Annotated in this window: 28 protein-coding genes; 8 read left to right on the plus strand and 20 right to left on the minus strand. The window is 37.4% G+C overall.

Annotation, left to right across the window (positions count from 1 at the left end; translation table 11 throughout):
• Positions 1 to 43: 43 nt before the first annotated feature.
• Positions 44 to 1,192: an N-acetyl-alpha-D-glucosaminyl L-malate synthase BshA gene (gene bshA, locus GFH32_RS03375; RefSeq protein WP_153509740.1), complete on the minus strand. Its 1,149-nt coding sequence runs from the start codon at positions 1,190 to 1,192 to the stop codon at positions 44 to 46.
• Positions 1,193 to 1,284: 92 nt separating this feature from the next.
• On the opposite strand from bshA, the gene arfB reads away from it, so the two are divergent.
• From arfB to GFH32_RS03405, 6 genes are all read left to right on the plus strand, one after another.
• Positions 1,285 to 1,692 carry an alternative ribosome rescue aminoacyl-tRNA hydrolase ArfB gene (arfB, locus tag GFH32_RS03380; RefSeq protein WP_153509741.1) on the plus strand — a complete coding sequence of 136 codons (408 nt, stop codon included), beginning with the start codon at positions 1,285 to 1,287 and terminating at the stop codon, positions 1,690 to 1,692.
• Between the two features lie 243 nt (positions 1,693 to 1,935).
• Positions 1,936 to 2,307 (plus strand): BlaI/MecI/CopY family transcriptional regulator, encoded by a 372-nt coding sequence (locus GFH32_RS03385; protein ID WP_153509742.1) that lies wholly within the window; start codon positions 1,936 to 1,938, stop codon positions 2,305 to 2,307.
• 188 nt (positions 2,308 to 2,495) lie between these two features.
• Complete coding sequence (locus GFH32_RS03390) at positions 2,496 to 3,554, plus strand: M56 family metallopeptidase (RefSeq protein ID WP_160366879.1); 1,059 nt, start codon at positions 2,496 to 2,498, stop codon at positions 3,552 to 3,554.
• A gap of 33 nt (positions 3,555 to 3,587) precedes the next feature.
• On the plus strand, positions 3,588 to 4,430 hold the full coding sequence (locus GFH32_RS03395; protein WP_153509744.1) for a hypothetical protein: 843 nt from the start codon (positions 3,588 to 3,590) through the stop codon (positions 4,428 to 4,430).
• A gap of 236 nt (positions 4,431 to 4,666) precedes the next feature.
• Entirely contained in the window at positions 4,667 to 5,104 is a 438-nt protein-coding gene (locus GFH32_RS03400) for an energy transducer TonB (protein WP_153509745.1), read from the plus strand.
• Positions 5,105 to 5,122: 18 nt separating this feature from the next.
• On the plus strand, positions 5,123 to 5,608 hold the full coding sequence (locus GFH32_RS03405) for an energy transducer TonB (protein WP_153509746.1): 486 nt from the start codon (positions 5,123 to 5,125) through the stop codon (positions 5,606 to 5,608).
• A 44-nt stretch (positions 5,609 to 5,652) separates the two neighbouring features.
• Here the strand turns inward: GFH32_RS03405 and GFH32_RS03410 are convergent, their stop codons facing one another.
• Both GFH32_RS03410 and GFH32_RS03415 read right to left on the minus strand, forming a co-directional pair.
• Positions 5,653 to 5,925 carry a chaperone modulator CbpM gene (locus GFH32_RS03410; RefSeq protein WP_153509747.1) on the minus strand — a complete coding sequence of 91 codons (273 nt, stop codon included), beginning with the start codon at positions 5,923 to 5,925 and terminating at the stop codon, positions 5,653 to 5,655.
• Positions 5,926 to 5,928: 3 nt separating this feature from the next.
• A complete protein-coding gene (locus GFH32_RS03415; RefSeq protein ID WP_153509748.1) occupies positions 5,929 to 6,855 on the minus strand; it encodes a DnaJ C-terminal domain-containing protein in 927 nt (308 codons plus the stop codon).
• 150 nt (positions 6,856 to 7,005) lie between these two features.
• Between GFH32_RS03415 and GFH32_RS03420 the strand changes: the two genes are divergently transcribed.
• A complete protein-coding gene (locus GFH32_RS03420) occupies positions 7,006 to 7,560 on the plus strand; it encodes a ferritin (protein WP_153509749.1) in 555 nt (184 codons plus the stop codon).
• 131 nt (positions 7,561 to 7,691) lie between these two features.
• Here the strand turns inward: GFH32_RS03420 and GFH32_RS03425 are convergent, their stop codons facing one another.
• The 14 genes from GFH32_RS03425 to GFH32_RS03490 form a co-directional block, all read right to left on the minus strand.
• Positions 7,692 to 8,474 (minus strand): hypothetical protein, encoded by a 783-nt coding sequence (locus GFH32_RS03425; protein WP_153509750.1) that lies wholly within the window; start codon positions 8,472 to 8,474, stop codon positions 7,692 to 7,694.
• On the minus strand, positions 8,471 to 8,830 hold the full coding sequence (locus GFH32_RS03430; protein WP_153509751.1) for a GntR family transcriptional regulator: 360 nt from the start codon (positions 8,828 to 8,830) through the stop codon (positions 8,471 to 8,473). Before GFH32_RS03430 ends, GFH32_RS03425 begins: the two co-directional genes overlap by 4 nt.
• On the minus strand, positions 8,831 to 9,616 hold the full coding sequence (locus tag GFH32_RS03435; protein WP_153509752.1) for a hypothetical protein: 786 nt from the start codon (positions 9,614 to 9,616) through the stop codon (positions 8,831 to 8,833).
• Positions 9,613 to 10,428 (minus strand): ATP-binding cassette domain-containing protein, encoded by an 816-nt coding sequence (locus tag GFH32_RS03440; RefSeq protein WP_153509753.1) that lies wholly within the window; start codon positions 10,426 to 10,428, stop codon positions 9,613 to 9,615. The genes GFH32_RS03435 and GFH32_RS03440 overlap by 4 nt, the downstream gene beginning before the upstream one ends.
• A 130-nt stretch (positions 10,429 to 10,558) precedes the next feature.
• Positions 10,559 to 12,148, minus strand: a complete 1,590-nt coding sequence (locus GFH32_RS03445) for a M28 family peptidase (RefSeq protein WP_153509754.1) — start codon at positions 12,146 to 12,148, stop codon at positions 10,559 to 10,561.
• A 24-nt stretch (positions 12,149 to 12,172) separates the two neighbouring features.
• Positions 12,173 to 12,610, minus strand: a complete 438-nt coding sequence (rpiB, locus tag GFH32_RS03450; protein ID WP_153509755.1) for a ribose 5-phosphate isomerase B — start codon at positions 12,608 to 12,610, stop codon at positions 12,173 to 12,175.
• 9 nt (positions 12,611 to 12,619) lie between these two features.
• Complete coding sequence (tatC, locus tag GFH32_RS03455) at positions 12,620 to 13,489, minus strand: twin-arginine translocase subunit TatC (RefSeq protein WP_153509756.1); 870 nt, start codon at positions 13,487 to 13,489, stop codon at positions 12,620 to 12,622.
• A gap of 92 nt (positions 13,490 to 13,581) precedes the next feature.
• The gene (accC, locus tag GFH32_RS03460; protein ID WP_153509757.1) at positions 13,582 to 14,943 is read right to left on the minus strand and encodes an acetyl-CoA carboxylase biotin carboxylase subunit; all 1,362 of its coding nucleotides are present in this window, start codon (positions 14,941 to 14,943) and stop codon (positions 13,582 to 13,584) included.
• 60 nt (positions 14,944 to 15,003) lie between these two features.
• Complete coding sequence (gene accB, locus GFH32_RS03465) at positions 15,004 to 15,477, minus strand: acetyl-CoA carboxylase biotin carboxyl carrier protein (protein ID WP_153509758.1); 474 nt, start codon at positions 15,475 to 15,477, stop codon at positions 15,004 to 15,006.
• A gap of 68 nt (positions 15,478 to 15,545) precedes the next feature.
• Positions 15,546 to 16,535, minus strand: coding sequence for a beta-ketoacyl-ACP synthase III (locus GFH32_RS03470; protein ID WP_153509759.1), 990 nt, complete (start codon positions 16,533 to 16,535; stop codon positions 15,546 to 15,548).
• A gap of 5 nt (positions 16,536 to 16,540) precedes the next feature.
• Positions 16,541 to 17,479, minus strand: a complete 939-nt coding sequence (plsX, locus tag GFH32_RS03475) for a phosphate acyltransferase PlsX (protein ID WP_153509760.1) — start codon at positions 17,477 to 17,479, stop codon at positions 16,541 to 16,543.
• 105 nt (positions 17,480 to 17,584) lie between these two features.
• Positions 17,585 to 17,776 carry a 50S ribosomal protein L32 gene (rpmF, locus tag GFH32_RS03480; RefSeq protein ID WP_149527021.1) on the minus strand — a complete coding sequence of 64 codons (192 nt, stop codon included), beginning with the start codon at positions 17,774 to 17,776 and terminating at the stop codon, positions 17,585 to 17,587.
• Positions 17,777 to 17,791: 15 nt separating this feature from the next.
• Positions 17,792 to 18,331: a YceD family protein gene (locus tag GFH32_RS03485; RefSeq protein ID WP_153509761.1), complete on the minus strand. Its 540-nt coding sequence runs from the start codon at positions 18,329 to 18,331 to the stop codon at positions 17,792 to 17,794.
• A 73-nt stretch (positions 18,332 to 18,404) separates the two neighbouring features.
• Positions 18,405 to 19,073 carry an epoxyqueuosine reductase QueH gene (locus GFH32_RS03490; protein WP_228384206.1) on the minus strand — a complete coding sequence of 223 codons (669 nt, stop codon included), beginning with the start codon at positions 19,071 to 19,073 and terminating at the stop codon, positions 18,405 to 18,407.
• Positions 19,074 to 19,179: 106 nt separating this feature from the next.
• Here GFH32_RS03490 and GFH32_RS03495 point away from each other — a divergent pair, with 106 nt between their 5' ends.
• A complete protein-coding gene (locus tag GFH32_RS03495; RefSeq protein ID WP_153509762.1) occupies positions 19,180 to 20,247 on the plus strand; it encodes an SdiA-regulated/phytase-like domain-containing protein in 1,068 nt (355 codons plus the stop codon).
• A gap of 107 nt (positions 20,248 to 20,354) precedes the next feature.
• Here the strand turns inward: GFH32_RS03495 and GFH32_RS03500 are convergent, their stop codons facing one another.
• From GFH32_RS03500 to GFH32_RS03510, 3 genes are all read right to left on the minus strand, one after another.
• Positions 20,355 to 21,200, minus strand: a complete 846-nt coding sequence (locus GFH32_RS03500) for a transglutaminase-like domain-containing protein (protein ID WP_153509763.1) — start codon at positions 21,198 to 21,200, stop codon at positions 20,355 to 20,357.
• A 40-nt stretch (positions 21,201 to 21,240) separates the two neighbouring features.
• A complete protein-coding gene (locus GFH32_RS03505) occupies positions 21,241 to 21,906 on the minus strand; it encodes an ABC transporter ATP-binding protein (RefSeq protein ID WP_153509764.1) in 666 nt (221 codons plus the stop codon).
• A gap of 100 nt (positions 21,907 to 22,006) precedes the next feature.
• Complete coding sequence (locus GFH32_RS03510) at positions 22,007 to 24,340, minus strand: ABC transporter permease (protein WP_160366880.1); 2,334 nt, start codon at positions 24,338 to 24,340, stop codon at positions 22,007 to 22,009.
• Positions 24,341 to 24,573 lie beyond the last annotated feature (233 nt).

A 24,573-nucleotide genomic window follows, 5' to 3' on the forward strand; every position in this document is an offset into this window, starting at 1 on the left:
TGGAGTATTTCCAAAAGCCAAAGATAGGATTTTTTAACATCCGTTAAACAGTTTTGTTCTGATTTTTTAAGGATTCTACGACTTTTGAATAAAATTCTTCATAATGAGGAACAATTTTACTTAGTTCAAAATCATGTGCTCGTACGAGTGCATTTGCTTTAAACTCAGCCAGTGTATCATCATCTTTAAGAATGTGGATGGCATTTTTAGCCATATCATCAATATCGCCAATGTCACTCAAATAACCACTAAAGCCTTGTTTATTTAATTCGGGTAAGCCTCCTGTATTTGATGAAATAACAGGCACCTTGCAAGCCATAGCCTCCAAAGCCGCTAATCCAAAACTCTCCGAACCGGAAGGCATTAAGAATAAATCGGAGATAGATAAAATCTCTTCGATTGCATCTTGTTTACCTAAGAAACGGATTACATCGCAAATACCTAAATCACGAGCAAGCTCTTCCGCATTACGACGTTCAGGACCATCCCCAACCATTAATAATTTACTTGGAATAACTTTATTGACTTGATCAAAAATACGAACAACATCTTCAACGCGTTTTACCTTACGGAAGTTGGAAGTATGAACTAAAATGCGTTCATTATTAGGTGCGATTGCCTTCTTAAAGTGTTCGTGGTTCTTATTGCTGAAACGCTTAAGATCAATGAAGTTAGGGATAACTTGAATATCTTTAGCCACTTCAAAATATTGCAATGTTTGCTCTTTTAGATTATCTGAAACGGTGGTTACCCCATCAGATTGGTTGATAGAGAACGTAACGACAGGACTAAAACTCTTATCTTTTCCTACTAGTGTAATATCGGTACCATGGAGTGTTGTCACCACTGGTATATCAATACCATATGTTTTTAATATCTGCTTTGCTAAAAAGGCCACGGATGCGTGTGGGATAGCATAGTGTACATGCAAAAGGTCAAGTTTTTCAAAACGAACAACATCAACCATTTTGCTTGCTAGTGCTGTTTCATATGGAGGGAAGTCAAACAATGGATATTGCGCCATGGAGACTTCATGATAAAACAAGTTCTCAGAGAAGAAATCCAAACGGGCAGGTTGGCTATACGTAATAAAATGTACTTGATGACCATTATTGGCTAATGCTTTTCCCAGTTCTGTGGCAACTACACCACTTCCCCCAAAGGTTGGATAACAAACGATTCCTATCTTCATATGTTGTGATTTCTTGCATAAAGATAGTGATGCTTTTATAAATGGCGATTAATATTCTTTCGAGAACAAGAAATATTCTATTTTTATTACAAATGGATGAACAAATATTAAAGTTAGTGGACGAATTACAATTCAAGACCTCAAGAGCCGGTGGTAAAGGGGGGCAAAACGTGAATAAAGTATCTTCAAAAGTAATGCTCATTTGGCAAGTTGATCGTTCATCGCATTTTACGATAGAACAGAAGGAACTTTTAAAACAGCGTTTAGCAAATCGGATTAATAACGATGGAGAATTGCTATTGGATGCCTTTAACGATCGTAGTCAGTTAAGGAATAAGGAAATCGTAATTGAACGATTTTTGACCCTAATTGGTGAAGCTTTAAAGATTGAAAAACCACGCATCCCGACGAAAATCCCCAAGTCAAAAATTTTAGCGCGATTAGACCGTAAAAAAATACAGTCCAGTAAGAAAGCCAACAGACGTTGGAAACTTGAATAAATACCTAATTTTTCCTAATTCCAATCACTTCATTGGGTTGGTTACAACAAATATTTTTGGATTGTACATTACAATTGTAGGTGGTTTTGTGTTTTGTGTTTTGAAAATATGTGGTTGATTGATAGTTTGTTATGTTGTTTTATAATAAAATAAACTAAACAATTAGTTGTATAACTAAAAATTTAGTTATACATTCGGTTTATAATCGATTATAGGCAATATTGTCTTTTTATTAAAACAAGTATGGACGAATTAAAAGAACTTACAAAGGCTGAGGAACAGATCATGCAAGCATTGTGGGATAGGGAAGGTGGATTTGTTAAAGAAATCATTGACTTGCTTCCAGAGCCGAAACCTGCTTATAACACTGTCTCAACTATTATTCGAATCCTCGAAACCAAGGGTTTTGTAGATCACGAGTCTTTCGGCAAGAGCCATCGCTATTTTCCGAAGATCCAAAAAGAAGAATACAAAAAATTAATCACAGGAAAACTCCTGCAAGGGTACTTTGAGAATTCTGCAAGCAGTATGTTATCTTTCTTCCTTGAAGAGAAGAAGTTAAACGTACAGGATATGGATGAAATCTTAAAAATTATCCATAAGCATAAATCCTAATTATTCACAGGCCTATGTTGTATTTAATTATTTCCAATGTTGCGTTGCTTTTGTTTTTTAGCATTTACTGGTTTGGAACCCGTAAACTAACATTCTTTCACTGGAATCGCTGTTACCTCATATGCAGTTTGGTTGTAGCATATTGTATCCCGCTGGGACTATATTTAAAATTGCCTACGAGTGAGTTAATGCACTTTAAACTTCCAGAAATAATCGTTGGTTTAAGTCCGGTATCGGCAACCAGCAATGCTCAATCGGCGGAGGTGACCGGTAATTTTTCATTGCCAAGTTGGTCGACGATTTATTGGATCGGTGTATGTTTATTTGCCATTTGGCTTATTATACGCCTAATCCGGTTATTGCAATTGATTCAGCAAGGTAATGGAAAACAAAGCTTCTCCTTTTTTGGGAAGATTGTTATAAACAACGAGCTGCGTGATGATGAATACAATCAGGTGTATTTACACGAAGAAGAGCATCGTAAACAAGGTCATTCTTTTGATATTATGCTAATTGAGCTTTTTAGGGTGTTTAATTGGTTCAATCCTGTATATCAACTGCTGATCAAGGAGCTGAAGTTCTTACACGAATGCATCGTGGATGAAAAGCATGCAGAAAATAAAGTGTCCTATGCTGAACTTCTTTTAGCACAGGCAATGGATACTCAACGTACGGTCCTGCAACATGAGTTTTCTAATCATTCCTTATTAAAAAATAGAATAATGATGTTATTTAAAGAAAAAACTGACTATAAATTTAAAGCAACCTATTTATTAGCTCTACCTGCTAGCCTATTACTTTTGATGCTGGTCGTTAATTGTAGGCAAGCAGAAAAGGAGACGAAGACCGTCGAAACAGAAGTTGCTAAACCGAAAACTGAAGAAATCGTGTTGGAAGATGTTCCAGATAATGAACCATTTCAAGGAGAGCTGGTTGAAAAGGCTGAAATCTTAGCAGAATATCCTGGTGGATTTAATAACTTTCGCTCGTTTGTACAAGAGAATTACACCTATCCGCAGGCAGCTATAGACGCCGGAGTTAAGGGTAAAGTTGAAGCATCATTTATTATTGGTTCCGATGGGAAAATTTCTAATATCAAAATAATCGAAGATTTGAAACATGGCACTGGGGAAGCTCTCATTGCTGCAATTAAAAAGGCTGAGGATTGGAAACCTGCAATCCGCAACGGACAAAAAGTAGCCACAAAATATACAATTCCGCTTCGACTGGATCTAACGCAGATGTAGTCTAATCTTTCTTTTCTTAAGTTAAATTAAACGATGACAAAAATCAAAGTAAGGGAGTTGTTATATGTATTGTTGGGGCTGCTTTTTATGTGGAACTGTCAGTCCTGCAGAACAAATGAATTTCAAAAAGGGGGCTATTTTTTCCAAGATGTTGATAGATACTTTAATCTGAAAGATATTAATGTCTGGGTGTATAGCGACTTTAAGCCTTACTTTGATAACGTCGGAGGAGTCAAGTTAGACGAATATTATGAGAAAAATATAGCAGTTTTAAAGGAAATCAAGTTGGATAGGAAAAAAAGAAAAGTGCTATTCACTGTTGTTGCTCAATCTAAACCACAATATCATTTAATTGCGATTAAACATGAGATACAGAACGTTGATATAAGTATCTACGATCGCAAAAGTCATAACGGGGCTTACTATTTCCAACGAGACTTTACAATGGGCGAATACGATATTCGACACGCATATATACCTTTTGACAAAAGCAAAGCTTTAAGCTTGGTATATTATATTCGGAAGGAAGCACATCAGTCATGCCCATTTTGTAAATTTAATTATTTGGTTAACATAAACGCGGGAGAGCTTCAAGTCAATCCTCGTCAGAAGGATGTATGGCAGGTTTTTGATTGCTATAGCGAAACAAGCACAGTTCAAATTAACCCACCTACTCAAAACTTAGGAAAGTCTAAGTTGATTGTATTAAAAGTTTTTGCAGTTTATGGTGAGAATGAAGGAATCTCCTATGTTCGGCTTTTTAATAATGGCAAGATGAAACCTTTCGAAATCAAACTATGTCCCAATAAATATCGATTGGAATATTCAAATGAGAAGCATCAGCTATTGGCTAGCGATTCACTAACGATCAAATAGATTTCTGAAAGATGGAGCGTTTATTGAAATCAAAATATCGCTATTTTGATATAAAATCCATCCCTTTAATTACATGGTTTACCAAATAAGTAAAGGTGATTAATAATTTAAGAGCCTCAAAGTTTTGTGAATTGAGAATAATAGTCTATAACTTGCACGTTATCGGATAGTTTTTATTATTATCTTTTTTACGTATCAAGATTTTGTTGTTTCTTTGAGGTAAAACCATTCTGATTATGAAACTTAAAATAATGACTTTTGCAATTGTCCTCTTAGGAATGATAATATGTCAAACGGCAAAATCTCAAGAGATTGTGGATTCCATTCTTACAGTCGATGCAGCAGATGATTCCATTGTGTTTGAGACGTTATCTTATCCAGAGCAAGGAACTGTTGCCTTTAGAGGGGATTTAGCAAAATATTATAATCTTCCAAGGGCTGCAATTGATAGAAAATTAAGCGGCCAATTGGCGGCTTCGTTTGTCATCGATATTGATGGCAAATTGAAAGACGTCGTTATAATAAAAGATTTAGGCTATGGCACGGGGAAAGAACTTAAAAAAGCGCTACAATTTTTATCTAAAAGACATCAATGGACGAAGGCAATAGTTAACGGTAAGCTTGTCAATGTACGCCACACAATAACCTTTTCTATTTCTAGTGGCCCATTTTAAATGTTGTGAAGTTGATCAATGGATTTTACATTGTTTTATAGTTGGTTGTTGCTAAATACAGCTTCCAATTTATTTGGTTCAGGAATCGACAAGGTTCAATTGGCTGTTCAAAAGGGTGAGATGCACTGGTCGGCTGAACAAAATAGCCAATCAGAGAAGAGAATCATTGAGTCTGCACCATCAGAGAAAGAAGTATCGGCACAACCTAAGGCCGGCTTTAAAAACTTCTATGACTACCTTGAAAGGCATTATCAAGTTCCTCGTGCTGCTCGAAAAGACGGTGTCAAAGGAGAACTACTGGTGTTTTTTCATGTAAATGCCGATGGAAGTTTGAGTAATTTCCAGGTTATGAAAGATTTAGGTAAAGGGACTGGAGAGGAATTAATTCGAGTAATCAAATCGGGTCCTAAATGGATAGCGGGCAAAGATAGTGAAGGAAATTTTGTTACGACATCTTTTTCGATACCTTTAAAAATTGGCGTAGATTTTACGAGTTCCTTCTAATAAGAACTAGACGCTTAAGTCCTTTAAGCGCCTAGTTCTTATTTCTATCTGCCTTTTAGAATTCTAACTTCTTGTTGCAGTTTTTCAATTCGGTCAATTAGCTGTTGCACAACCTCGATACCTTGAACATTGATTTCAAGCTCATAATGCCATGTTGAAAAACGCTCAATCTGCGAAATTTGTTCTTCTTCGATGAATTCTGTTTCTTGCTCAACAATAATTTCGATTAGACCATTTTGATGTAATTCCTGAATGAATCTGCGTTCGATTTTATTTGATTGACAGATATCAACTACCCTAAATAATGTCTTTTCCATAGCTTATTTCATTGAATCAGCAAATTGTTGAATTATTTTCTTCTGTTCTTCTGTCAAATTTGTAGGAAGTTTCACGTGAACCTCAGCATACAAATCGCCAAATTCTCCATCTTTCTTATAGACAGGATATCCTTTTCCTTTTAAACGTATTTTTGCGCCGTTTTGTGTTCCTTCTTTAATTTTTACATTGATTTTTCCAGTCAACGTGTTTACGATGGTCTCTCCACCCAATAGCGCAGTAGGAAGATCTATCGAAATATTCGTGTATAAATCGTTTCCGCGACGTTGGAAATTCGGATCAGCTTTTATACTGAACGTAATATATAAGTCACCCTTCGGCCCACCATTCACACCATCACTTCCTTGACCTTTTAAACGAATCTTTTGTCCATCTTCGACTCCAGCAGGAATAGTGATACGAATGTTTTTGCCGTTAACAGAAAAGGTTTGTTGATGAGTTTGCGTGGCCTGTAATAGTGTTAATTCTAGGCTTGTGTTATAGTCCTGTCCTCGGAAGCCAGCACTTCGGCGATTGGAGCTTCTTCCAGAAAATCGACTGCCAAAGAGTTCTTCGAAAAAGTCTGAATACTCACCGGTGTCGTAGTTGCCGTCATAATTGAAGTCATAACCCTGGAATGGATTCTGTCCTGCTCTTCCAGTATTAGACCGGTTATATTGTTGTTGAGCTTTCTCATACTCATCACCATGCTTCCAATTCTCACCATATTGATCGTATTTCTTCCGCTTTTCCGGATCTGTTAATACTTCATTGGCCTCGTTGATTTCTTGGAACTTCTTCTTCGCCTCTTCGTCGTTCGGATTCAAATCAGGATGAAACTTGCGAGCAAGCTTACGATACGCCTTTTTGATGTCCTCCTGGCTGGCTGTTTTATCTAATCCTAGAACTTTATAGTAGTCTAAAAACGCCATATATCTTATTGATTTATAATAAAAACAAGTACTTTGCCTATTTGTTTCTCTAGGCTCTAACTCAAATTTACAACCTTCTTGGATATTAAAAAAGTCTAATAGTTCAAACAATATAACAAGATGGCTGTTGATTGATAAAACGAGCGTGTGATGGATACGAATAGACTTTCAAAAGCGATGGAGACATCGTTGATAAAACAAATGACTAAGGAGAACCAAGCTTCACAGACCTACTTGGCCTTAGGAATATGGGCAGATACCAAGGGATATGGTGGTATAGGGAATTTTCTTTTTCGGCATGCGCAAGAGGAAAGAAATCATATGATTAAGATTATGATGTATATACTTGAGCGGGGAGGGGAGCCTAAAGTTGAGGCTGTTGAAGCGCCGAAAAAATTGCCAAAGAATATTACCGAGTGTTTTAACATGGTATTTGAACATGAAGTCGACAATACGAATGCCATTTATAATTTAGTTAATCAATCAATGGAAGAAAAAGATTGGGCGACTTGGAATTTTGCGCAGTGGTTTGTGAAGGAGCAGATCGAAGAGGAGAAATTGGCTATGCAATTGATTGATAAATTGAAAATAGCTGGAGGAGACCGTGCAACCGATGAGTCCTTATTCGAATTGGATAAGTATTTGGAAAATGCCTCGGATGAGGTGACGCTAGCGCGAGAATCTACCGCCGATAAACCCGAATAAAGACGTTCTCTATTAATCTTAATAAATAGGGTTGAGCGCTTGCGTCCAACCCTATTCTTTTTATATACCCTTGATTAAATTTATCAAGGATTTGAAAAGCCTGATTATGATTTGAGGGTTCATAGCGCAATCTATTTTTTAGGATATCGGGCGTCATAGTAGGCCGTTTCTCCCGTAAGGTTAAACACACTGATGTTTTTAGAGTCCCGCGGACGAATTACATGACTAAGACCCTGAAGGTTAATATTCACCGAATCAGCGATTAAATTAGGGGATAAATCCATCCGAGCATTAGTCAATGTTGCATTAAGGTCCTGAATTTTCAGGTTTTCTAATTTGACTATAGACTCTTCTTTTGCTTCTATTTTTAGTTTAGAAAGCAGCATTTGCTGTCTATCCGTTCCCGTTCTGATATTTAAAGTTCCATTTTTCCCAACGTTGATTTGTGGCATCGTAACTTGGCTTTCTCCTTGTGCAATGACATCACAATAAAAGGACGTGTTATTTAGTGTAATCGACTTTATCGAAGGCGAGGCAAGACTCAAGTGAAGGTTAAAATAGGAATCATTTGTTTCGTTTATTATGATCGTGTTTCCTTCAATCTTTGAACTAAGCGTTGCTAAATAGGGTGTTTTAGCTTTCCAAATTTGATTTTCATCGCCTTGACGAATCTCAATGAATCCACGTTGACCTTTTCCTGAGCCATTGATGATAATGTGCTCAATGTGTTGTAAGTTAGTGGGCTGTACCGTGTCGGGTTTGCCAAGTTTCATCATCATTTTTGATATTGTGCCGATTGGTTCTTTTGATTCGTAGCTCGAGGTCAATATATTCCCAGATAATGGATGTAATATAAACAGCCCAATGAATATAATTAGTGCTGCACTTAATATGTATATCGTTGACTTTTTCATAAAGATAGTTTTTGATAAAGATCAGTTAGTTCTTCGATGGATATTTTTAAAAGTTTCGCAGTTTGATAAAATTTTGGTACTTCATGTTCGATAAAAGTTTCTTTTTTTAATTCTATAATTCTTTGTTGGGCATTCTCTGTAACAAAGAATCCTACACCGCGTTTGTTCACAATAATTTCATCGAGTTGAAGTTTCTCGTAAGAGCGCATTACTGTATTTGGATTAACTTCTAATGTCGCTGCCAATTCTCTGACAGAGATAATCTTGTCTCCTGCAAGCCACTCGTTACTGAGTATTTTTTCCATAACAACATCGATAATTTGGATGTAGATGGGCTTATCATTTGAAAATTGCATCTATACCTCCTTATCTTTTAATAAATAGTAAAAACCTATAAAACATAATATAGCAGCACAAGTTATGAGCACGAAGGGATAAGTTTGAATGTATTCTTCGTTGTTGATGTATCCATTATAATTTGCCCAAACATGACGGCTATAGAATCGTCCAACTATGATCGAAGTCGCGATTATTGCAGTGAATTTTAATATGCTATTTTTACGAAAGTAAAGCTGTACAATATAACACACCGGCAAAAGAAGTATGAATAATGAACCAAACTTGATTAATTCTGTGCTAACATTCCCATTATATAGAATGCTTGTGTTTGGAATACTTTCGTATAGGTAACCCAATTTGTTATATGCTTCTTGACAAACCGATAAAAATTGTGTTTGTAAATACACCTGTAAAATATAGTTGAACAGAATCAGGATTAGGAGATTTGAAAGAAAGATAATTAGCCCAACTAACATATAGGATAAATAGCGTGCTCCTGGTCCAATTGGTAAGGTGAATTCGTATGGCTTATAGAATAGCTTTTGGAAAAATAGGAGATGTATCAGCGGAAGAATGAATACCAATACGAATGATTCCCGGAAGAATTGCCTTTGCGAAAGCTGTATAGCCAAGTCGTAATTAACAGCGCTAGATTCTGTCAACGCATCAATTAGTGTGATTGTTTGTTCGTTTGTAAGGTAGAAGAGACCTACAAATGCAACCAAAGCAAAAACAGGAATAGAAATAAGTAGATATTTCTGTCCTAGAAAGATGGTCTTTACATATAAAAGGGATGTTCTCATAAGTCGATACTTTGTTTAGATTGTGTGAAAGCATTGAATAAGAATTCGATGTCAATTTTTGAGTCCGCTGATTCGTTTTGTACTAGATATACAGAGCCGTCGAACTCTTCCTGACTGTAGATAATTTGATCACTCGGCGAAGGATTTCTACTGATATGATATTGACTAGCAATTTCTGTTAAACTTGAATCAAGTATAAGTCTTCCTTCCTTGAGGATAAGTAATTGGTCAAATAGATTATCTACATCTCTAATTTGATGGGTGGCGATCACGAATATTTTGTCTTCGCTCATGTTTTTCGCCAGTAGCTTTCTAAAAATTGCTTTGGATGGAATATCGAGACCATTAGTCGGTTCGTCCATAAGTAGTACCGACGTATTGCAAGCTAAAGCAAAGGCGATTTGAACCTTACGGTGTTGTCCTAATGAAAGTGCTTTAAGACCATTTTCTAAAGGTATGTTAAATGCCTTGAGGCTACTCAAATATTCGTTATGATTGTATCTAGAGTAGAAAGCACCGTAGATCTCGCCAAAGGCCTCAATCTTCATGTCGGGTAATTTACTCTGATCAGCTAGGTAGTACACCTCATTAAAATATTCTGCAGAGCGTGTGGTGCTTTTTAGTGTTCCAAAGCAGATATTTCCATTCTTTGGTAACAGCATACCGACTATGAGTTTTAAAAGAGTGGTTTTACCCTCTCCATTCAAGCCTAATAAACCGTAGATGTGTCCCGGTTTTAATGTAGTGCTGATTTCATCTAGCACCTGCCTTTTTTTGCTGTAGGCATATGAAAGTGATTTAATGATTAACATAATTTATAGTTTAGTGTATTAAGATACTAGTACACTGCAAATATAATTATTGATTTCAATATTCCAAGAATAAAATAAAAAAGGGACGAAAATTCTTTCGTCCCTTTGTATACTATTAAAAAATATCCTTTTACTTCGCTGCAGGTGTTTTGTCTACCACTAATTTATTGTCGCGGTTTGCAATTTCCCATGCTGTATGAAATACCAATTTCTCGCGTTTAGTCATCATGTTGAAATCGATACGATCTACGGTATCATTTGGTGTATGGTAGTCTGGATGTAGACCTGAGAAAAAGAAAATAACAGGAATACCATGTTTCGCTAAATTATACTGATCGGAACGGTAATAAATACGCATAGGATCTTTAGGATCGTCATACATATAATCTAATTCCATTTGCGTATATGTTTTATTTGCTTGCTCATTGATTGCTTTCAACTCGCTACTTAACATATCGGACCCAATAGCGTGAATATAATTATGATTCCCTTTTAAGTGCTTGTCATCAATACGTCCAATCATGTCCATATTTAAACAAGTTACCGTATTCGCTAGTGGAAAAACTGGGTGTTGTGAATAGTAATCAGAACCTAATAATCCTTTTTCTTCCGCCGCAAAGCCCATAAAGAGAATAGTTCTTCTAGGTCCGTGTCCATCATTTTTAGCCGCAGCAAACGCTTTAGCCAGCTCTAGTACGCCTACAGTACCAGATCCGTTATCATCAGCACCAGGGAAAAAAGTTCCGTCAGGTAGGATACCATCGTGGTCATAGTGACTAGAGATAATTACAATCTCGTCTTTTTTGTCCGTTCCTTCGATGTAACCTAGTACGTTTGGATCGTTGAATTCTTCGGCTTTAATTCCCATCGACGCTTTCACAGCTGTCTTTACGACAAATGAATTAGGCTTCTGGGTATTGTTAATCTTACTAACCGCTTTCTCTACAGTAGTTTTTTTCGCCGAAAGTATATTGTTAGCGGCTTCCAATGTAATATTTACTACCGGAGGATTCGTGTTGGTATTTGTTTGTTTTTCACTTTTATCGTTACGTAAGGTAAAACGACCTCCTGTCAGTCTTGCTCCAAAACGAGCAATCATATCTGATGTTTGTCTTCCCGTTGCAATGATTAATTTAGGCTTCAATTTCATTAATTCTTGAGCCTTCTTAAAACGACTAGTTGACCAGTCCGATTGTGTTTTATCTCCAGTGATTAATGAGTTTCCATTCTTGTCCGTAGGTTCTCCATCGCTAAGAAACATGACAATCTTTCCAGCGATATCAAGACCTTTTAGGTCATTGTATTTTTCAGATTGAATGCCGTACCCTACAAAGACGATCTCGTTTGCATCGTAATTCGTTAAATCATTTGTGCCTTGAACGAACAAATCTTTACCATTGATCAGCTCAAGGTTATTAATCTTAAAATTATCCACAACATACGAGGATTTCTCTAATGCTACCGGTTGGAAATATGATCCATTAACCGCTGGTTTTAATCCAAGATCTTTAAAAGTCTTGGCGATATATTCTGCAGCTTTTTGACCACCTTCTTGTCCGGTACCACGACCAGCATACTCTTTCGAGGTCAATGTAGTTAGATGTTCTCTTGCGGATTCTACTGTTAGTAATTCTGCGTATTTATTTTGAGTCGGGTTCTGCGCCATGCTACAACTGAACATTGCTGGCAGCAAGAACGACAATACTAAATATTTTCTCATATAAACCAGTTTAATGATTTTTCCTTATGAACAAGCAATCTTGTTCACTCGGTTTTCATGACGACCACCTTCAAAGTCAGTTGTCAAGAATGTTTTTACGATACGTTTAGCTAAGTCTAGATCGATAAAGCGTGCTGGGATACAAACTACATTTGCATTGTTGTGTTGGCGTGCTAAGGCAGAGATTTCCTCTAACCAACAAATTGCTGCACGAATACCTTGGTGTTTATTTGCTGTAATAGCAACCCCATTTGCAGATCCACAGATTAAGATACCCATGTCATTAGACTTATCCTCTACACTGCTAGCCACAGGGTGAGCAAAATCAGGGTAATCAACTGAATCAGTAGAATAGGTTCCGAAGTCCTGTACGGTATAACCTAATTCTTTTAAAAACTCAATGATCTCTGCTTTGTATTCAAATCCAGCATGATCTCCACCAATTGCAATTTTTTTTGACATGATATGTTATTAACTGTTATAGAATTCTTTTTCTGCTTGTTGTTTGGCTCTCTTAACATTCGCTGAAACCATAATACTTAGTTCATATAAAATGAACATTGGTGCACTTACCGTTAATAGGGTTATTATATCGGCAGTTGGAGTAATGATTGCAGCAATAACTAAGATAACAACAATAGCATAACGACGGCTCGCACGCATAAATTCCGGCGTCATAATGCCAATTTTTGATAAAATAAAGATTAAGATAGGTAGGAGGAAGATAATTCCACAGCCTAATGTTAAAGTCGCTACGGTTGATAAATAAGAATCAATCGTAATTTCATTCGTTATTTCGGTACTTAGCGAGAAGTTGGCTAAAAAGTTTACAGAGAGTGGCACAACAATGTAATATCCAAATAACGCTCCTAATATGAATAGCATCGTTGCATAGAAAACAAAGCCTCTTGCAGATTTGCGTTCAACATCGGTAAGTGCCGGTTTTATAAATAACCACACTTCAAATAAAAGATATGGGAAACCCATGGCTACCGCCATTAGGAGACATGAGTTGATTTGGATCATAAATTGTCCAGCCAACTCTGTACTAATAATATTGAAAGCCATACTGTCGACACAGAAGCCTTCAAGATTCATCATCTCACCGACTTTACACATCATGCGATATGTCCAGAAATCAAGCTTCTTTGGACCCATAATAATTTCGTTGAAAACGAAATCGTAGAAGGTAAAGGAAAGGATAGCAAAAATGGTGATCGCAATCACCGCACGAATAATATGCCAACGGAGGACCTCTAGGTGATCAAAAAAGGACATCTCAGCTTCTATATTCTTGCCTTTATTCTTAATGGCTTCAATTAGTTTTAGATTCTTGGACATGTAAGTTTATGTACGTGTAAATTGTTCGTAAGTAAACAAAAATACCATTCTTCGGGAGAAGAATGGCATGTTTTGCTTATGTAAAATAAATATTATACAACTTCCTCATCAGGATACTGCGTCAGGTCGAATGTTTCCATAAATTTAGTGGTGAAATTACCAGCTCTAAAGTTTGGATCACGCATTAGACGTAGGTGAAGTGGAATAGTTGTTTTTACACCTTCGATTACAAATTCACTTAATGCTCGTTCCATTGTGTTTAGCGCTTCTTCACGTGTCTGCGCCACACAAATTAACTTAGCAATCATTGAATCATAATTCGGAGGGATTGTATATCCTGAGTACACATGTGTATCGACACGAACGCCATGACCTCCCGGTGAATGGAAGTTCGTAATTTTTCCTGGCGACGGGCGGAAATTATTGAATGGGTCTTCCGCATTGATACGACACTCAATAGCATGCATGGTTGGTTCATAACTCTTACCTGAGATAGGAATTCCTGCCGCTACTTTAATTTGTTCTTTGATTAAGTCGAAGTTAATAACCTCTTCTGTTACCGGATGTTCTACTTGGATACGTGTGTTCATCTCCATGAAGTAGAAGTTACGGTGTTTATCAACCAAAAATTCAATGGTTCCAGCGCCTTCATATTTCACTGCAGAGGCACCTTTGATTGCCGCTTCACCCATCTTAGCACGTAATTCCGGCGTAATAAAAGGTGATGGCGCTTCTTCTACCAATTTCTGGTGACGGCGTTGAATAGAACAGTCACGTTCTGAAAGGTGACAAACAGTACCGTATTGATCTCCGATTACTTGGATTTCAATATGGCGTGGGTCTTCAACGTATTTTTCTAAATAAATACCATCATTTCCAAAGGCAGCACCTGCTTCTTGACGAGCTGAATCCCATGCTGGTTCAAACTCTTCATCTTTCCAAACGATACGCATACCACGTCCACCACCACCGGCAGTAGCTTTCAAAATAATAGGGTAGGTCATCTCGTTGGCTAGTTTCAGACCAGTCTTTACATCAGGAACTAAACCGTCCGAACCCGGAACAGTTGGAACCCCAGCTAGTTTCATGGTCTCCTTCGCAGAAGCTTTATCTCCCATTTTCTCTATTTGCTCTGCTGTAGCACCAATAAACTTGATACCATATTCAGCACAAATAGCAGAGAATTTCGCGTTTTCAGATAAGAAACCGTATCCCGGGTGAATGGCATCAGCATTTGTTAGTTCTGCTGCTGCGATAATATTGGGGATATTTAAATAGGAATCTTTACTTGCTGGAGGACCAATACAAACCGCTTCGTCCGCAAAACGAACGTGTAAACTATCGCGGTCAGCAGTGGAATACACAGCCACACTTTGAATACCCATCTCTTTACAAGTACGGATAATTCTTAATGCGATTTCGCCTCTATTGGCAATTAATATTTTTTTAAACATAGTTTTAAATGATGTAATACTTTTCCCTTAGGCTTAAATTCTAGAACTTGCGTTCAGAGTTTAGCGAGGATCTACCAAGAATAACGGTTGATCGTATTCCACAGGTTGTGCATCATTAACTAGGATTTTCACGATTTTACCAGAAACTTCTGATTCAATTTCGTTGAAAAGTTTCATTGCTTCTACAATACACAATACTTTACCTGGAGCTATTTCGTCTCCAACGTTTACAAATGAACCTTTTTCTGGACCCGGTGAACGGTAGAAAGTACCGATAATCGGAGATTTAATCGTAATAAACTTAGATTCTTCATCAACAGGTGCTGCTGCAACAGGAGCTGCTGGAGCAGTAGCAGGTACTGCAACCGGAGCGGCAACTGGTGCTACTGTAGGTACTGTTGCTGTAACGTAAGTTGGTTCTTGATTTGTTTTAATTGTGATTTTGAAATCTTTTTCTTCGATAGAAACTTCATTAACACCCGATTTTGAAACAAATTTGATTAAATCTTGAATTTGTTTAATATCCATACTCATATGCTAGTAGGTTAAGTTATTTTAATGTGAAAAAATTGTAAACTGTAAAGGTAATAAATTCTCGGAGATTAGTATGCCCATTTTAAATATACGGACCCCCAAGTAAAGCCACCTCCAAAGGCAGCCAAGATCAAATTATCGCCCTTTTTCAACTTGCTTTCCCATTCCCATAAACACATAGGAATCGTTGCGCTAGTTGTGTTACCGTATTTTTGTATATTGACCATTACCTTTTCTTCAGGTAATCCAGCTCGTTCTGCAGTCGCATCAATGATACGTTTGTTTGCTTGATGTGGAACTAACCAAGCCACATCTTCGGCCTTTAAATTATTGCGTTCCATAACCTCGGCTGCAACATCAGCCATATTGGTTACTGCGAACTTAAACACTGTACGACCTTCTTGGTACGCATAGTGTAATCCCGCGTCCACTGTTTCGTGACTCGCAGGATGTAATGAACCTCCACCTTTAATATTTAGGTATTGTCCACCTGAACCGTCAGTGCGTAGAATAGAGTCTTGTAGGCCATATCCTTCGGTATTTGGTTCTAGGAGTACACAACCACATCCGTCACCAAATAGGATACAAGTATTTCTATCCTTATAGTTAACGACTGATGACATCTTATCTCCACCAACAACTAATACCTTTTTATGTTTGCCAGATTCAATAAATTGAGCTGCTGTTGTTAGTCCAAATAAGAAACCAGAACATGCTGCTTGCAAATCATATCCCCAAGCATTTTTAGCACCAATCTTATCGGCTAAGATATTTGCAGTAGCAGGGAACAACATATCCGGAGTACTCGTACAGAAAATGATTAATTCAATCTCTTCTGCAGAGATTCCTCTTTTTTCTAGTAAACCTTTAACTGCTGGTACTGCTAAGTCGGAAGTCGCTTTATTTGGATCTTTTAAAATTCTTCTTTCGCTGATACCTGTGCGGCTAACAATCCACTCGTCATTCGTATCAACCATTGTTTCCAACTCTTTGTTGGTTAGAATATAGTCTGGAACATAGCCATTTACAGCGGTAATTGCCGCTTGAATTTTCGACATATCAATTAATTAAAAGCTGATCTGATCTTCTCAATAAACTGAGAAGCTATCATATCTCTTGACAATAAAACCATATTTTTAATAGCCTCAGGAGTTGATATACCATGGCCAATGATAACCGGTGCATTCACCCCTAAAATCGGGCTGCCGCCATAGCGTTCATAATTAAAGCGGTCGAAGAATGGGTCTTTAAAACCTTTCTTCAATGTAACCACATAAAATGATTCAGCTAGCTTCAGCGCCACATTTCCAGTGTATCCATCACAAACGATAACATCTGCATGGTCGCTAAATAAGTCACGTCCTTCAGCGTTTCCAATAAAATTGATTTTGTTGTTTGCTTTTAATAATGGGTAGGTGGCAACGGTTAGGTTATTTCCTTTTTCTTCCTCTTCACCGATGTTTAATAGACCAACTTTCGGCGTAGGGATGCCATAGACATGCTCCGCGTATAAACTGCCAAGAAGGGCAAATTGGTTTAACATTTCAGGTTTACAGTCTGCATTAGCACCTACGTCAAGCAGGATTCCAAAGCCTTCCTTTAATTTAGGGACATTGGTTGCGATAGCAGGGCGTAAAACTCCTGGGATAGTCTTCACGCTAAACATAGCGCCAACTAACATTGCTCCAGTGTTTCCCGCCGAAGAAAAAGAATCTATCTCCGCAGATTTTAGTAGTTCAAACCCTTTTGCAATAGATGAATTGGGTTTCTGTGTGATAGCTTTGGTTGGGTGTTCGTGCATACTGATATTCTCAGGAGCATGAACGTAATCAAATTTTGAGGGGTCGGATCCCGCCGCTTCTATAGCTTTTCTGGTGGCATGTTCGTCGCCAAATAACACTATGCGTTGAGATTCGTCTAGCAATTTTTGAGCTTCAATTGCGCCCTTGATGTTCGACTCAGGTGCATAATCTCCCCCCAATACGTCTAATCCAATCTTCATTCGTAATTATTTAGAATATTCAATATTACGCAAAAAACATCCCAAAGTAAAGTGAATAATATAAAATATTACACTTTTTTGGGATGTTTACTCTGAATGATGTCGTTAGACAGTAGCAGTGTTTTCGATAATTAATTTACCGTTGTAATATAAATTACCATCTACTGTGTAAGCACGGTGTGGTGTGTGAACCGCGCCAGTTTCTTTACAAACTGTTAAGCTAGGTAACTCAGCTTTATAGTGTGTTCTTCTTTTGTCTCTTCTAGATTTAGAAGTTTTACGTTTTGGATGTGCCATCTCGTATTTCTCGTTTTAGTTATTCTTAATATTTTTTAATGCTTCCCAACGCGGATCGATATTCTCGTCATCCGCAATTGATGATTCTTCGTCCTGCTCGCTTTGCAACATGTTTAACATCTCCGGATCGCAGCTGATGTTTTCACCTTGTTCACTACATTTAGTGTACGGTGGAACTGCAACATTGATGTACTCGTATAAAAGAGGGGCGATGTCTAATTCGTAATCGTTTTTAGAAAGCATGATAACCTCTTCGGTCTCATCTTGCCAATCTTCTTCCGAAAACTTAATTAGCGCGCGCTCTTTAATTTGAATTGGAGCGTCAAATTGTGATAAACACACATCGCAAGTTAGTTTCATGCTGCCTTTGATGACAAAATTAGCAATCAACATGTTTTCCTGTTTCTGTATTTCTACTACAACTTTCAAGTCGCCTTCCTTTACTAAGGAATGTTCATAACAAGCAAAGAACTTCTCATCTACTTCAAAGTCAAAACTGTGCTTTCCTGTCGAAAGACCTGAAAATGGTATTCTATATTGTTTTAGATACTTCACAATCCTGCATTTGAGCCTGCAAAAATAACCATTAATTAGGTATAAATGAAATTTATTTTAAAAAATGTTATACCTATTCGTAATAGTTTTTGCCTAATTCTATTTTAGGGCGGTCTGTCGACATTCGCCATTTATTTGTATCCCGAAGAGAATATGCGCACCCGCAATACTCTTGCATATAAAAGCGTTCACGTTTGCTAATTTCTAACATACGTGAGGATCCTCCTTTTTTTCGCCAATTAAGCGTCCAATAATCCATATTGGGGTGACGTGAAGCAGCACGAACACCGCAATCGTTTATCTGGCTCATCGTTTTCCAACGTGAAATACCCAATGAGCTTGAGATAACGTCGAAACCATTTGCGGCCGCATACTCAGCTGTTTTTTCAAAGCGCATATCGAAACACATTGTGCAACGAATGCCTCTTTCTGGTTCATTTTCCATGCCTTTAGCCAGCTCAAACCAGTGATCAACATCGTAATCCGCATCAATAAAGGGAATGTTATGCTTCTCTGCAAAGCGGATGTTCTCCTCTTTGCGTAAATCATATTCCTTACGTGGATGAATGTTCGGGTTGTAAAAATAGATTGTAAATTCGATGTCAGATGCTATCAGCGCCTCCATCACTTCTCCTGAACATGGTGCACAACAGGAATGTAGCAATAGTTTCTTCCCTTCATTGGGTAATACCAACTTTTCCCTTTCGAAATCTTTATTCTCCATTGCATTCAATTCAATCATGCAATGTTACATAAATACCTTTATTTAATCAAATTAACATTTCTTCACGCTCGAAGATCGCCCTGAATAGCGATAATTTTTTACATTTGTAATAAAATAAAGAAGCATGAGTTTAAGATGGTTTTTTGGGTTAGCAATGTTAGCAACACTAATAGGGTTTATTTCCTGCAAGCGCGATGATGATGAGCCCATTGTAAATAGAGATTTTTCTAGACTCTATATGTCATTTTCAGAATATGATAATAGTAGCCAGCCGATTAAACCAGTGAATGTCGGGGTATTAGCTCGTGCGGATTCTACCAATTTCGATGATCAGAGAAATTTTCAATCTTTTATTTCTGCTACAAATGGAGCAAGTGCAATAACTTTTAATCCAGCAGCTCAACGTATTTTTGTGGCTTCAAGTAATATTAGGGGAAGGGATTCAACTATTCAGATTTTCACGGTTGCTAAAGAAGGAACGGTCGCTAATTCGGGAGTAATTGAAAATAAGCATATTATTTCCGTTACTGGACTTTTGTATTATCCTAGTTTAGATAATTTATATGCGGTAGAATATAGTAAGAATACAATTATAGTCTATAATAGGCCAAAAGGTAGAAATGGGCGAATGAATGCGTCGCATCGCTTTATTATACCTGATGACAAGAATCTCAAACCATGGGATATTGCCATGTATAAAAATGTCGTTTATGTAACTCGAACAGGTAACAACGGAGGTATCGATGTTTTCGAGAATATTGCGTCGGTTAGACAAGATACGCTCACTGAAGATGTGAAGCCTCAAAAACAGTTACGTTTAACAGGATCTCATAATATAAAAGGTATTTCACTCGATACAGTCAACAATATGCTTGCCCTCACGGATTACTCTGGAAGTGGAGATGCTGCTGTAGGTCGAATCCTTATTTTTGATAATTTTAATGCTTTGCTAGACGCTGGAGGTGAGATGACTCCATCTAGAATTATTACTGGACCCAATACCGGTTTACGACAACCGTCTGACGTTGAGCTTGATTTTAAGGCAGGGAGTAAATATCTATATGTATCCGATCCTCAATCGAAGTCGGTATACCGATTCTTGAAGACTGCGGATGGTGATGAAAAACCTGAGAGTACTTTCCGATTAGGTGAAAATTCTTCGCCAGTTGGTTTATCACTGGATTCCAGGTAATATAAAAACAAAACTTATTGAAGGGATAGTGTTTACTATCCCTTTTTGCATTTATATAAGTCCATTTGTAAGTCGAATTTATTGAGCCAAGAAACGATAACGTTGCTTTAATCCTCCAGTAGACGCAGTAATAATTCTATATCCATGCGTTTTTCAGCATTGTCTATATGCTCGTAAGCGGCAATCAGATTCCTCAGCACACGTTTAATAATAGAAAGGTTATCGCAGGGCAATGTGTATTCGTCTGATAGTGGAAGGTTTAATTGTCTCAAGAAGGCGAAAATATCTTCCTCACGCATGATTTGCCCTCGGTTGAATACATTGATATAAAAAGCAACCTTTTCTGGGTCTTGACTGTCCATAAAGGCTAAGACAAAATGCTTTGGAAGGTTAACTCCGTAAACAGGAATATCCAACTTCTCGGCGACCAATGCATATATACATGCTAAACTTATTGGGTTGCCTTTCTTGCTTTCTAAGACCTTGTGAATAAATGAATTTTGAGGATCATGGTAGTTCGAAGTATTTCCTGAAAGTCCGAATTCGCGAAAGATAATATTGTTCAATAATTTCACTTGCTCGAGCGGACTCATATCATACATGAGGTTATACCATGCATTACGACGAAGTTCTGCCAACTGATAGTAAACCTGATCTTCGTTGAGATTTGGATATTGATAGCGATTGATAATCAATAAGCCCTCGAGAAGGTCTTCTTGGTTATTTAACTTCCAAAGTTGTAAATCATTTTTGACCTGATCGAATTGAATTTTATGAATAATATTCTCTATTCGGCTTTGAGATAAGGGGTCGAAGGAGGATTCCCAGGAACTTTCCAATAATGGAATTACTTCGGGACCACAAGTGATAAGTTTGTGTTCTATCTCCTGAAAAATTCCTTTATCCGGGTCATCCAATAAGGATATAAGTGCCTTTATTTCCTTTTCATTCACATTTAAAATTAGCGAAATAAAGACACAAATACAAGTTTTGCTAATGCTTAACAATTTGCCCGTCGAGCAAATCTATAATTCTTTTACCGTACTCAGCGTTCTTTTCAGAGTGCGTAACCTGAATAATTGTTACGCCTTCATTGTTCAATTGTTTGAAGAGATCCATTACTTCTTCGCCCTGTTTGGAGTTTAGGTTTCCGGTTGGTTCATCGGCCAACAGTAATTGTGGGGAGCCGGCTAAAGCACGTGCGATACCAACAATCTGTTGCTGTCCACCTGATAATTGTGCTGGAAACAGATCTTTCTTTCCCACTATATTAAACCGGTCTAACATATCACTAACAATCGCCTTTCGTTCGGAAGAGGAGATATTCTTGTAGATTAACGGAGTTTCAATGTTTTCATAGACCGTCAGTTCATCGATTAAATGGTATGATTGAAAGACATAGCCTATATGTGATTGAAATAATTGATTTCGTTTCTTAGTTTTCATAGCTAGTACATCTTCGTCCATAAAGAAGTACTTACCTTCATCAGGTTCATCTAGCATGCCAATTACATTGAGTAGGGTAGATTTTCCGGAGCCTGAAGGCCCCATAATAGACACAAAGTCACCCTCTTCAATTTCTAGATTAATATCTTTTAAAACGAAGGATTTGCTGTTTCCTAGGGAATACCATTTGAATATATTTTCTAATTTAATCATGTTCGTACTTTGTTCGTTCTTTGTATGTACTTTTAATGTCTGATGTTGTTGATTGTTGGAGTTTCTTATTCACCTTCTTGAAGGCTTTCTCTTGGTTCTCCTATTCATCTCTCAAACTATCCACAGGATTGGCTTTTGCAGCTTTTACGGCTTGTGTTCCGATTGTCGCAAAAGAAACGAAAAGCGTAATTAGTCCCGCTAATAGGAACACCCACCATTCCATATTGGTATGGAAGGCAAAATTGTTGAGCCATGTATTCATTACCAGAAAGCCTAATGGTACAGCTAAAAGGAAAGCGATACTAATCATCCCGACATAGTCAGCCGTTAGTAATCCGACAATTTTGCTGATTGAAGCTCCCAACACCTTCCGAACACCGATTTCTTTAACTCTTTTTTTAGTGGCATAAGCGGAAAGAGCAAATAGACCTATACAGGCAATGCTGATTGTGATAATCGCAAAGAGCTGCATAATCTTGGTCGTTTGTTGTTCTTGTTGATATAGTTTCGCATAATCATCGTCTAAGAAATGAGACTCGAAAGTACTATTCGGTTTCAGGGATTTCCACACGGACGCAATTTCATCTAATGCTATTTTCGTATTTGCATTGGTATCCAGTTTTACGAAGATATTGCCAAAGTAATTGTACTCTGGAAATAAAATAACAGGTTGAATCTCGTCACGAAGGGATGCGAAATTAAAATTATCAACGACAGTTTTTACCGTTCCTTTTCGACCATTTAAGACTATTCGCTTCCCGATCGCTTGCTCTGCTGTCCAGCCTAAACTCGTTGCAGTATTTTTGTTAATGATGAAAGCATAAGAACGATTCGCTCTTGTATCTATCGCTTTCGTTATATCAGCGTCACTGAGACTTTCTCCTGTCAAAATAGGTATTTCAAAAACGGATAAGAAGTCTTTTTCAATAGGAATAGCGGTCAGGCTAAATGAGAAGTCGCTGGGCTTTCCTTCAGCCTCCGTTATTGTATAGCCTCCTTGAATATTAATAGGAGAGTCATATGAAGCAGAAACAAACTTGACGGATGGTTTCGCTAACAGCATATTCTTAAGGGTTTCTCGCTCTTTTTGATTCCATACATCTCCATCGAGTACGATTATACGATCTCTATTTAATCCAGTATTTGTATTCTGTAAATATTGCATCTGCCTGTATGCAAAAAATGTACATATCACTAAGAATATAGAAATTGTGTATTGGAAGGTAATTAGGATATTAGAAAGGTTGAATTTGGAAATTCTTGTAGAGAGTTTACCTTTAAGTATTTTGATTGGACGATACTGTGCAATTAACCAAGCGGGCCAACCACTCGCTAAAAAGGAAAGGACAATAAAGAATAATGCAATAAAACCATAGAAAAGTGGCTCTCTCCAAATATCTAATTCCATCTGCATCCCTAAGTAAAGGGAAAATATTGGAAACAGGAGATATGCTAGTAATAGGCCGATAGTGAGACTTATAAATACGACTAAACTTCCCTCAAATAGAAATTGTTTAAATATGGAATCTTTGCTTGCGCCTAAGACCTTCTTAACACCTATCTCTTTAGCTCGTGCAGTAGCTTGTGCTAAAGATAGATTCATAAAGTTAATACAGGATATTAATAGTAAAGCAAAAGCCAAACAAGCGAAGACGTAAATATAAATGAGGTTTCCAGTTCCAGCCGATTTCGAATGAAGATGTAAATCGGCGATACGCTCCATTTGTAATTTGAAGTGAAATCCTTGCGCAAATTCCTGCTTAAACATTTCTTCAATGCGCTGGTTGAATTTCTTTTCTAGCTTGCTAAGCTGACTTGGATCTTTCATTAATAGAAAGGTTTGATCATTAGCAGATCCCCAATTCTCTTCTTTGTAGCGTTCCAACGCGGTATTTGATAATAGTGCCGAGAACTGAATTTCAGAAAATGTAGGTGGATTCTCGATCACAGCAGTGATCATTCGGTCGGTATCATCAATTCTTAAGGTTTTTCCAATTGGATCTACATTCGGAAAATATTTGTCCGCAAGTCCCTTGGTTAATACAATAGCGTTGGGATTCAACAAGGGTTGCTCTGGATCGCCAGCAATTATCCTATAGCCCAGAACTTTTAAAAAATCGGCATCTACGAATTTTAGCTTACTCTCTTTAACCCACTCATTTCCATTTTTGACTAATGCCGCGTCGTTATATTGATACATCCTAACAGCTTTTTCCACTTCTGGGAATTCACGTTGAAGGGTAGGAGCAACAGCAGTTGGAGTTACGATCGATTGCTGATACTCTTGCGTATCTCCAGATTTGAAGGCGGCTGATACGAATGCAATACGATTATGGTTGCTTAAAAATCGGTCATACGTTGACTCGTGATAGATATAACCTGCTAACAATAAGAAGCAAGTGATGCCTAGGCTAAAACCTAAGATGTTAATCACAGAAAATCCTCTGTTTTTTCGAATGTTACGCCACGCTATTTTTAGATACATTGGAAGAAAATTAAATAAGAGCCTTAAACGTCAATATATAAAAGCGGTTTATATCCTGGATAAATGCATTAATTACTACAAACACCTAAGGTATTAGTACCGTAAAAAGAGAATTACAAGGTAATTGCCAAAGTTGTAATATTTTGTTATTCAATTGTTTGTGTTTATGATCTATCTTGTTA

This window comes from Sphingobacteruim zhuxiongii (assembly GCF_009557615.1).
GTDB classification, from domain to species: domain Bacteria; phylum Bacteroidota; class Bacteroidia; order Sphingobacteriales; family Sphingobacteriaceae; genus Sphingobacterium; species Sphingobacterium zhuxiongii.